This is a genomic window from Mycobacterium sp. NGS40 (assembly GCF_059812735.1).
Genome location: NZ_JCALDG010000056.1, coordinates 1 through 8,883, shown reverse-complemented (window position 1 = coordinate 8,883; position 8,883 = coordinate 1). Strand labels below are relative to the sequence as shown.

Annotated in this window: 8 protein-coding genes and 2 pseudogenes; 2 read left to right on the top strand and 8 right to left on the bottom strand. The window is 63.6% G+C overall.

Features of this window, described 5'->3' with window-relative positions:
• Window positions 1-19: 19 nt before the first annotated feature.
• The 5 genes from AC5Y5O_RS31410 to csoR form a co-directional block, all read right to left on the bottom strand.
• On the bottom strand, window positions 20-571 hold the full coding sequence (locus AC5Y5O_RS31410) for a hypothetical protein (protein ID WP_330981522.1): 552 nt from the start codon (window positions 569-571) through the stop codon (window positions 20-22).
• 70 nt (window positions 572-641) lie between these two features.
• A complete protein-coding gene (locus tag AC5Y5O_RS31405) occupies window positions 642-875 on the bottom strand; it encodes a hypothetical protein (protein WP_330981523.1) in 234 nt (77 codons plus the stop codon).
• A gap of 95 nt (window positions 876-970) precedes the next feature.
• Complete coding sequence (locus AC5Y5O_RS31400; protein WP_330981528.1) at window positions 971-3,316, bottom strand: copper-translocating P-type ATPase; 2,346 nt, start codon at window positions 3,314-3,316, stop codon at window positions 971-973.
• A gap of 55 nt (window positions 3,317-3,371) precedes the next feature.
• A complete protein-coding gene (locus AC5Y5O_RS31395) occupies window positions 3,372-3,665 on the bottom strand; it encodes a DUF1490 family protein (protein WP_330981529.1) in 294 nt (97 codons plus the stop codon).
• Window positions 3,666-3,750: 85 nt separating this feature from the next.
• Complete coding sequence (csoR, locus tag AC5Y5O_RS31390; RefSeq protein ID WP_330981524.1) at window positions 3,751-4,110, bottom strand: copper-sensing transcriptional repressor CsoR; 360 nt, start codon at window positions 4,108-4,110, stop codon at window positions 3,751-3,753.
• A gap of 117 nt (window positions 4,111-4,227) precedes the next feature.
• Between csoR and AC5Y5O_RS31385 the strand changes: the two genes are divergently transcribed.
• Window positions 4,228-4,983, top strand: a complete 756-nt coding sequence (locus tag AC5Y5O_RS31385) for a copper chaperone (RefSeq protein ID WP_330981525.1) — start codon at window positions 4,228-4,230, stop codon at window positions 4,981-4,983.
• A gap of 132 nt (window positions 4,984-5,115) precedes the next feature.
• Here AC5Y5O_RS31385 and AC5Y5O_RS31380 read toward each other — a convergent pair whose 3' ends face one another.
• The gene (locus tag AC5Y5O_RS31380; RefSeq protein WP_330981530.1) at window positions 5,116-5,580 is read right to left on the bottom strand and encodes a heavy metal-responsive transcriptional regulator; all 465 of its coding nucleotides are present in this window, start codon (window positions 5,578-5,580) and stop codon (window positions 5,116-5,118) included.
• Here AC5Y5O_RS31380 and lpqS point away from each other — a divergent pair.
• Window positions 5,531-6,130, top strand: coding sequence for a putative copper homeostasis (lipo)protein LpqS (lpqS, locus tag AC5Y5O_RS31375; RefSeq protein WP_500028702.1), 600 nt, complete (start codon window positions 5,531-5,533; stop codon window positions 6,128-6,130). The two genes, AC5Y5O_RS31380 and lpqS, sit on opposite strands and share 50 nt — an antisense overlap.
• Before the next feature lie 683 nt (window positions 6,131-6,813).
• Here the strand turns inward: lpqS and AC5Y5O_RS31370 are convergent.
• Window positions 6,814-8,012: pseudogene (locus AC5Y5O_RS31370) on the bottom strand (IS110 family RNA-guided transposase).
• A gap of 477 nt (window positions 8,013-8,489) precedes the next feature.
• Window positions 8,490-8,883, bottom strand: a pseudogene (locus tag AC5Y5O_RS31365) (DUF1275 family protein); the annotation flags it as partial.

Here is an 8,883-nt window from a genome sequence, read left to right as displayed (position 1 = left end):
TCTGCAGCGTTGCCGGCGACTATGGTCGGCCGCCAGGTCCCATCATTCCGCCCATCATGCCTTGCATCATCGGGGGCATTCCGTCGCGTACGAAGCCGGTGACTTCACGAGCGTGGGCGCGGATTGCGTCGGCAAGGATGGGATCGTCGGAGGTTTCCTCGGCGATGACGCCGGTGGGAGTCAGCGTCAGCTGGCGGCGGTAGCTGCCCGCGTTGCGGAATAGTGTTGGCAGGCTTTGGCTCATGCACATGACTTCGGAGCCCTGGTTGAGGTGGGAGTACATGCTTGATACGTGTGCGTGCAGTTTGGCGGTGAGCTCGGCGGCGTTTGATTGGGTGGTGGTGCGTACGCCGCCGGGAATCTCCTCGACGGTGCGGGTGATCTCAGTGTGTCGGTTGAACATGTCCATGTAGAGGCTCATGTCGGCCGGACTGGCACCCATCATGCCGCCGTCGGTTAGGCGAATGCGCAGCACGGGCGGACCAAGGACGCCGCGAAGCGCGTACCCGATACCCGCCACCGCGCTGGCGCCGAGTGTAGCGAGTACTGCCCGTCGGGTGAGCTTAGCCATGTGATGACCTCCCGGGAACCTTGGTCGTGTGTCTGCGGTGAACGAACCTGGCGTTCAGGGCTTTACGGGCCTACATCAACCGTCGGTAAAAGTCGTCGTTGTCTGGTTTGCTTCGGGGAATGGGGGCCGCTACCACGCCTTCGGGCCGGCCATAAGGCGCAGCGGCGGGCGGATCGTTTGACCGCCTACCGGCAGACCGCACCGCAAGGATGATGGCCGTGAAGACGGCGCCCAACAACAGCAGCTTTGCCGGCGTATTGACCATTGGGCTGCACCAGCCCCAGCCGCCGTACCAAGTCGTCATCGCATTGCCTCCTAAACCTCAACAGTGGTGAAATAGTTTCTGCTGCAGCTAAATCCGCTGTGTCTGTCATCGCTTCTCTCGTTCTTCTCTGCAAGTCACTGGGTCAATGCCGGTGCAGGTTGGCGGTTGATGACCGATTGCTGGTGGGTGTTGCGGCCGAAGCGGCGTAGCCGTAGTGAGTTGGTGACGACGCTGACTGAGGAGAATCCCATCGCGGCGCCAGCAATGACGGGGTTGAGTAAGCCGAGTGCGGCAAGGGGGATGGCGGCGGTGTTGTAGCCGAAGGCCCAGCCGAGGTTTTGATGGATGGTGCGCAGCGTCTGCCGCGACAGCTCGATCGACTGCACAACGCCGTCGAGCCGGCCGGACATCAGGGTGATGTCTGAGGCCTCGATGGCCACGTCGGTACCGGTGCCGATTGCGATTCCCAGATCGGCTTGGACCAGTGCGGGTGCGTCGTTGACGCCATCGCCCACCATGGCGACCACCCGGCCCTCGTCTTGGAGTGCCCGAATTGCGGTGACCTTGTCCTCGGGTAACACCTCGGCCAACACTCGCTCGATGCCGACTTGCGTGGCGATCGCAGCTGCGGTGCGGGCGTTGTCGCCAGTGATCATGGCGACGTGTAGTCCCATCGCGTGCAGTTGAGCGACCACGGCGGAGGCGTCGTCCTTGACCGTGTCCGCCACCGCGAGTACGCCCACAACCTGGCCGTCGCGGCCGACGAACACCGCAGTGCGGCCCTGGGTTTCGAGTTCTGCAGACGCTGCGGCAAGGTGCTGGGGTAGATCTAGATTGTGCTCGTCGATGAGCTTGCGTCTCCCGACGAACACGGGGTGACCGTCGATTTCGGCGCGCACTCCGTGGCCCGCGACGTTGGTGAACGCCGTGGCGGCCGGAATCTTGAGATCGCGCTCGCGGGCACCCGCAACGATGGCTGCGCCGATCGGGTGTTCGGAGCCCGATTCGACGGCGGCGGCGATCCCCAGCACGTAATCGGGCTGTCGGCGCTTACCGACAATGACATCGGTGAGCTGCATTTGGGCGCGGGTGAGGGTGCCGGTCTTGTCGAACACCACAGTGTCGATCTTCTTGGAGGCCTCCAGGACCTCACCGCCCTTGACCAGGATCCCCATGTCGGCGCCCCGGCCGGTGCCGACCGTAATCGCGGTGGGGGTGGCCAGCCCCAGTGCGCATGGGCAGGCGATGATGAGCACCGCGACGGCCGCGGTCATGCCCGCGACCGGGTTGCCGGCCAGCACCGTCCAGCCGGCAAACGTCGCGACGGCAACCGCGACAACGGCCGGCACGAACACCGCCGAGACCCGGTCGGCCAACCGCTGCACGGGGGCCTTGCCGCCCTGGGCTTGTTCGACCAGGCGCACGATGTGGGCCAGCGCGGTGTCGGCCCCTACGGCGGTGGCGCGCACGGTTAGCATGCCGTCGACGTTCACGGTGGCTCCGGCGACATGGTCACCGACGGTTTTTTCCACCGGGATGGATTCGCCGGTCAGCATCGACTCGTCGACGGCGGCACGCCCGTCGACAACCTGACCGTCGACGGGGATCTTCTCGCCGGGCCGGACCCGCACCAGGTCTCCGACTTGCACTTGGTCGACCGGGACGAGCACTTCCTGGCCGTCTACGAGCAGGGAGGCTTCCTTGGCGCCCATCTCCAGCAGCTTGCTGATCGCCTCCGACGCCTTGCCGGTGGCTCTGGCCTCGACATAGCGGCCCAGTACGACGAACGCGATGATCAACGCGGCGGTGTCGAAAAACAGTGGGCCACCAGCGAACAACTCATAGGTGGAGTAGATGAAAGCGGTCAATGTGCCCAGCGCGATCAGCGTGTCCATATTGGCGCTCGACGCTCGCGCTTGCAGCACTGCCCCTTTGAGGAATGGCCAGCCGGCGACGAATTGCACCGGTAGCGTCGCGGCGAAGGCCAACCACCCCGCCCACGGGTAGGCACCGAACAGCATCGGCGATGCCATCGCTAGCAGCCCTAGCGGCATGGCCAGCCATAGCCGTCGCAGCCACGTCCGGCGCTGGCGCTGGTTGTCCTCGCGCGGTGACAGCTGCCCACAGCTGGCCGGCCCCGACCCGCAGCCGCCACCGGTGTTGGTCGGCTGATCACCGTCGGGTGAGCGGACGAACAGCCGACGAATGCCGCCCGCAATTTTTCGCACGATGCCGGTGTTGCGGGGATCAGCCGAGTGGGGGGCACGCGCGGGCACTGATTCCGCCGGGGCGTGCCGCGCTTCGGTGATCGCCGCCAAAACCGCAGCGGTGTCGCAACTTTCGGGCGAATACAACACCACGACCGATGCGGTACGTGGGTAGGCGTACACCGCATCCACGCCGCTCACGCTGGCGACCATGTCCTCGATCGCGACGGCCCGAACCGTGTCGAAGCGAAACCCACTGGCCTGCACACGCATTCGTCCCGACGCGTCCGAGACGACCTTCAGCTTGACTTCGCCATCGGCGACGGTGTCAGTTGTCATCGGTGTTGCCCGGGTCGCTCACCACCGGTGTGACGTTGTCCCCGATGCGTTCTTTGGCCTCGGCGATCACGTCGGCCGTGGTTAGGCGAGCCCGCTCAGCGCTCTCGCCAGCCTTGCGTTCGGCCTCACGGGCCACGCGGATGCCCCAGGCGGTGAGGGTGACGGTCGCCGAGCGCAGCGGAACCTTCGCGATTCCCTTGCGCAGCACCTCATAGGCCGCAACCCCCACCGCGCCGGTCACCACGGTGGGTACCGCCTTGGCCACAAATCCATGCAGCACCAACATCTTCAACGCTCCCTTTCATCTCTATTCCTCAGCCACACGGTGGCTGTCGTAGCTAATGGCCAGCACCAAAAGCTGGTGGTCGTTACTCGCGGCTGCCTGCCGTCGCCGGCTCTTTGTCGCTGGGTTCGCCGACCGCATCGCCGCCTAGCTGGGCCTGCGGGCCGGTCAATGCTGGGGTGAATTTGACGGCATCTATCAACTCTTCGATGGCGGCTTGTCCGCGGCCACCGAGCACCGCCGAGGAAAAACACGTCTCCAGGTGGTTGTGCAGCATCACCCGGTTGGCACGCTCGAGCGAGGACTGCACCGCTGAGATCTGCTTCATCACGTCCACGCAGTAAGCGTCGGTTTCCAGCATCCGAATGATCCCGTCGAGGTGGCCGCGAACCGTCTTGAGCCGGTTCAGCGCCGCGTGCTTTTTCGCTGTCAATTCCTCGCTCATAGCCGCCTCATCGCTCCCATCGACATCCGATTCGTCCGAGCATACCCCACCCCACCCGGGGTGGGTACTGTTCGAGTAGTTATCGCATTCGGGGAATCACTGAAGGGAGTGTCTTAAGTGGACAACGGCCAAGGGCGTGCATGGTCGCGGACTGATATCTGGTTGCCGGCAGTGCTGTTGGGATTGGCGGGTTTGGGTTGGTGGTGGTCAGTGGTCAGTGCGGCGGGTATGCGTGGTGACGCCATGCCGATGGACAGCCAATCCACGATGTCGCTGGCCGCGTTCCTCATTGCGTGGGCGGCCATGATGGCTGCCATGATGCTCCCCGCGGCATTGCCAGTGGTTGGCCGCTACGCCCGCGCCGCGGGCGGCAGGGCCGCTGCGGCGATCGTCTTCGTGACCGGATACCTGGCCGTGTGGACCGCTGTTGGCGTGCCGGCCTTTTTCGCGTCGACCCATCTGAACCCGGTGCTCCATAGCTGTCCGTGGGTCGGCCGCGTCGCCGGCGCGGTGGCCCTGATCGCGGGGCTGCATCAGCTCACGCCGTTCAAGGCGACATGCCTGCGCTATTGCCGCCGAACCACGTTGTTGTCCGGCGCGTCCGGCAACAACCTCAACAGTCCAGCCCGCGCATTGCTCGCCGGAGGCCGTTACGGCATTTACTGTCTTGGTTCTTGTTGGATGCTAATGCTGGTATTAATCGCTTTTGGCACAATGCAATTGGGGTGGATGCTGGCGCTGTCGGTCGTCATCTGGCTGGAAAAAGTGACGCCCTTCGGCGACCAGCTCAGGCATGCGACCGCGGCAGCACTCGTCGTCCTCGGCGTCGCGCTACTGGTACATCCCACATTTGTCACCCACCTCATCTCATAAAATGGAGGCGGTGGGACCTCGACGCCCGGGCCGCGGTGAAGCCGGTGCCCGCCAGCGCAAGATCACCGGGCGCCCAAGGTGTTGACGTGACCGTAGCCGAATAGCCTAGGAATTAACGGCTTTCGCGGGTTCTTATACGCCGCCCGTACTGATTGTCTCGTCGCTGGGATGACGATGCCCGATGGTTGCGCCGGCATCCAGGTCGCTTTCTAAGATCCAGCACACCGTGGAATGGTCGTGTTCGGTCGGTACGGCCTGCGAAGCGTAGTCAAGAAGGGCCTGCAAGTGACTTTCGAGCGCATTGAGTTCGGCGATCTGCGCACGGACTTGGTCCAGGCGAGCGGTTAGGACTTGTCGGACGTGCCCGCACGGCACCTCGCCACGGTCGTGAATCGCCAGGATTTGCCGGACCTTCCGCAAGGTCAGCCCGGCCGTTTGGCCCCGACGGATGAACCGTAACCGCTCCACAACTTCAGGCCGAAAGTCGCGATAACCCGACGCAGTGCGCGCGGGCGGCGGTAGCAGCCCCGAGTCCTCATAGAAGCGAATGGTTTTGGCGCTGGTGTCGGCCAGTTTCGCCAGCTCGCCGATCTGCATGCGCCCCTCCCTTGACCTTCTAGTCCACTGGAAGGATAACACTGGATTTTGGGTCGGCAGACCGCCGAAAGCGCGAACAAGATTGGTGGTGATTGTGGCGAGCACAGCGCTCCACTCGCTCTTCGCAATCTCTCGCAGAGCCCCACGACCGCAATCGAAGGCGCGCACGGGACGCTCGGCCACGATGATCGTAGTCACGGTGTGGGCGCTCGTCGGCGTCGCCGGTTGTTGGCTGGCGCCATCCGAGCCTTCTCAATCGAATCCAGCACACACCTCTTACGCATCCCCGAGCGCCGGATTCGCCGTCAACGCTGACCATTCGGCTGCCGACTGCACGGTGTCACCGGCATGCCCCCAAGCGTTCGCGATGGCGGTGCTGCCACTGTCGCCCAAGGCTCTGGTCGCGCTGGGGACCGCCCTAGCGGTGACCACCATCCTCGGTTCAGCTATCCACGATGCGACAGCGGCGAGGCGGGGCCCGCCCCGCGGCGTCCCCGTCGCCCTTGCGGGTCGAGATGTCTTGACGCGGTTCTGTCTAGCGCGTCGCTGATCGGTCAGCGTCAGGCCGTTGCACCTCGTTCGCGCGGCCAGTGACCAATGACCTTGTCAAGGGCGCACTTTAAAGCGAGAACCCGCTGTCGAAGCGGCGATCGGACCACGCTCGTGGTGGCTTGGCTCATCGTCGGATGAGCTTTCGATCAAGAACCCAAACGATCACCACGGTCGTGCGGAAGATCCCTCGCCGCCACAAGCCTTTTGCCCCGCGTGCTGGGGCCTCAATTCCCTACCCGGTCTGGGTCTCGGCGCACGACCGCGGGAGTAAGCGGACAACACGATAGAGAAGAGAGAATCTAATGAAATCTGAAATTGGGAAATCGCTCGCGCTGGTCGGTGGCGCGGCTGCAGTTGTTTTGGCGGTCGGATTTAATGGTGGGGGCGACGACAAGTTGCCAAGCACGCCGAGAATGACGACAACTGCGTTCGTCGTGACGCCAGCACCCACACCTCCGGCCCCTCCCGTAGGCGTCGCCGAGGGTAGACCCGGGGCTAGTCTGCGCGGTTGCATTGTCGGCCTCAACTGCGGCCCGATAGGCCCGATAGACCCGATAGGCCCTAAACGTCCCAAAAAACCCCGACCGTCCCAAACGACCCAGACTGCCCATGTCCCAAACACCCTCTCCCCCCGCCCGTAATGCGGCAGGAACACGGCGGGATCGATTCTCGATGGGTTTATCAAGCCGCTGCGGCGGTTGGGATTTGGTAGGTGGTGTGGTCGCGCAGCATGGCCCACAGGACGTTGAGGCGTCGCCGGGCCAGGGCCAGGACTGCTTGTCGGTGGGTGTTTGCCCTCAGCACGTTTGCGGTCTTCGTAGGCCCGGGAAGCGGGGTTGGTGCGGGCGGCACTTTGAGCGGCAAGATAGCAGGTGCGCAAGAGTCGTCGGTGATTGAGGCGGGGGCGTTTGAGGTTGCGCTGATGCGCCCGGAATCACGCGGTACCGGTGCGAGCCCGCAGATACCAGCCAAACGATCGGCGGAGTCGAAAGCGCTCATGTTTCCCCCTGTCGCGGCGAGGAATTCGGCGCCAAGAATGACCCCGAACCCGGGCAAGCTCAGGATGATTTCGGCGTACCGGTGGCGGCGAAATCGCTCCCCGATCATTGTCTCAGTGTAGGCGGTTTCGGGTGTCGAGGTTGATCACCTCCTGGGCTAGCCGGGCCACCATCGCGACGGCCAGATCTTGTCCGGGCAACACCGTGTGCTGGGCATGGGCAGCTTCGAGTGCGGCGACGGCCACCGCCTCGGCAGTGCGGGCCTTGCGTTTCCGCAGCCAGGCGACCAGCCGCGCGGCGCCGGCGCGACGTAGTGCCTCGGGGGGTTTGGTAACCGGTGAACAGGATCGGCGCGGCCTTGTGTTGACCGTAGTCAAACGCCCGCTCGAGGGCCGGAAAGCACTCCAACAGCCGAGCGCGCAGCCGGTTAAGGGCTCGGGTGCGATCGGCCACCAGATCAGCGCGCCGGGCAGCCAAGATGCGCAGCTCCACAGTGATCTCATCGCCGCCACGCAACGGCTGCAGATCACGGCGCATCCGGGCTTGATCGGCGATGATCGCCGCGTCTTTCGCGGCGCTTTTCGCGTCGCCGCGATAGCTGCCCGACGCGCAATAGACACTTCGCCCGGGGATATAGAGCAGCCGCTGGCAGGCCTCCGTTAATAGGGCGATCAGCAACGCAGCACCACCACCGGCCAGATCAATCGCCCGGGTGAGGTCGCCACCATCAGCCAGCGCGGTGACCGCATTGATCAACTCTCCTAGTGTCGCCTCATCGTTAGCTACCCGCCGCGAGAGCACCCTCTTGCCGTCAACGTCGATAACGACGCAATGGTGCTCTGCCTTGCCGGCATCAACGCCGGCCCATAGTTGCTGTGGCACAACCACCTCGGTGTTCGTTGTCGGTCTTTGAACCCACCAGACGACTACGCCGACGTGTCCTTACACAGCGATTTGCATCGCACCTCTCGAGTCGTCGCGGAACGCCGGGCGGCCAATCGATCCGAGCCATCACAAGGCAGAATATGGCAAGCCATACCCGACGCCCCTGGGTACTCAAAGCCTACGACCGACAGCCACGAATACCCTGCAAAAACCGTAAGGAATATGCAGGGTTTGTATGCTGCCGATTACGCTGTGTGCCAGCTGATTTCAGTATTCTAACAATCGCCGATAATTTATCAGCTGCGTCAACCCCCGTAGCTTCGGCGCGTAAGCATGTCGTGAGCCCACGGGGGGGTTGCTCGCGGCGCGTTGTTCACCAACTGTGCCTTTTCAGTTCGTCGGCGGCTGATTCCCGAGCGGGCTAACCAACCGGGTCATTCTCAGCAGTGAAAGGCGAGATGGACGTCTGCTATCTGACTCCTTCAAAAGGACACGTCGGTCGGCATGGAAATAGGTGTATCCGGCGGTGAGCGAGCACAAGATCGTGGCGATTGTCAACATCTGAGATCCATTTGCTACCAAGCTAATAGAACCACCGATGGTGGCACCCACGATGAAGCTTATATACAGCAGAAGGTATCCCAACCACGCGGCTGCTGAGCCGCCACTGATGTGGCGTTCAATGCCCTGGCCCATCTTCACGAGCGTTCCGGTCACGTAGCTCAGCGGGGTTGACACCTCGCCGTCCTTGACAAATGAAGTATTGAGGGCACCTACGCCGAACGCGACAAAAAGAATTGGCTCGAGGGAGAGGTCCGCTGTTGCCGACCACCCATGTGTGGCGAGGCAGACGGAGGTGGCGCCCCCC

Coding starts and splice junctions, on each gene's coding strand:
- csoR (WP_330981524.1), bottom strand. CDS start 4,110: ATGAGCGAGGAATTGACAGCGAAAAAGCACGCGGCGCTGAACCGGCTC.
- AC5Y5O_RS31405 (WP_330981523.1), bottom strand. CDS start 875: ATGACGACTTGGTACGGCGGCTGGGGCTGGTGCAGCCCAATGGTCAAT.
- AC5Y5O_RS31410 (WP_330981522.1), bottom strand. CDS start 571: ATGGCTAAGCTCACCCGACGGGCAGTACTCGCTACACTCGGCGCCAGC.
- AC5Y5O_RS31380 (WP_330981530.1), bottom strand. CDS start 5,580: ATGCAGATCGGCGAGCTGGCGAAACTGGCCGACACCAGCGCCAAAACC.
- AC5Y5O_RS31400 (WP_330981528.1), bottom strand. CDS start 3,316: ATGCGTGTGCAGGCCAGTGGGTTTCGCTTCGACACGGTTCGGGCCGTC.
- lpqS (WP_500028702.1), top strand. CDS start 5,531: ATGGTTTTGGCGCTGGTGTCGGCCAGTTTCGCCAGCTCGCCGATCTGC.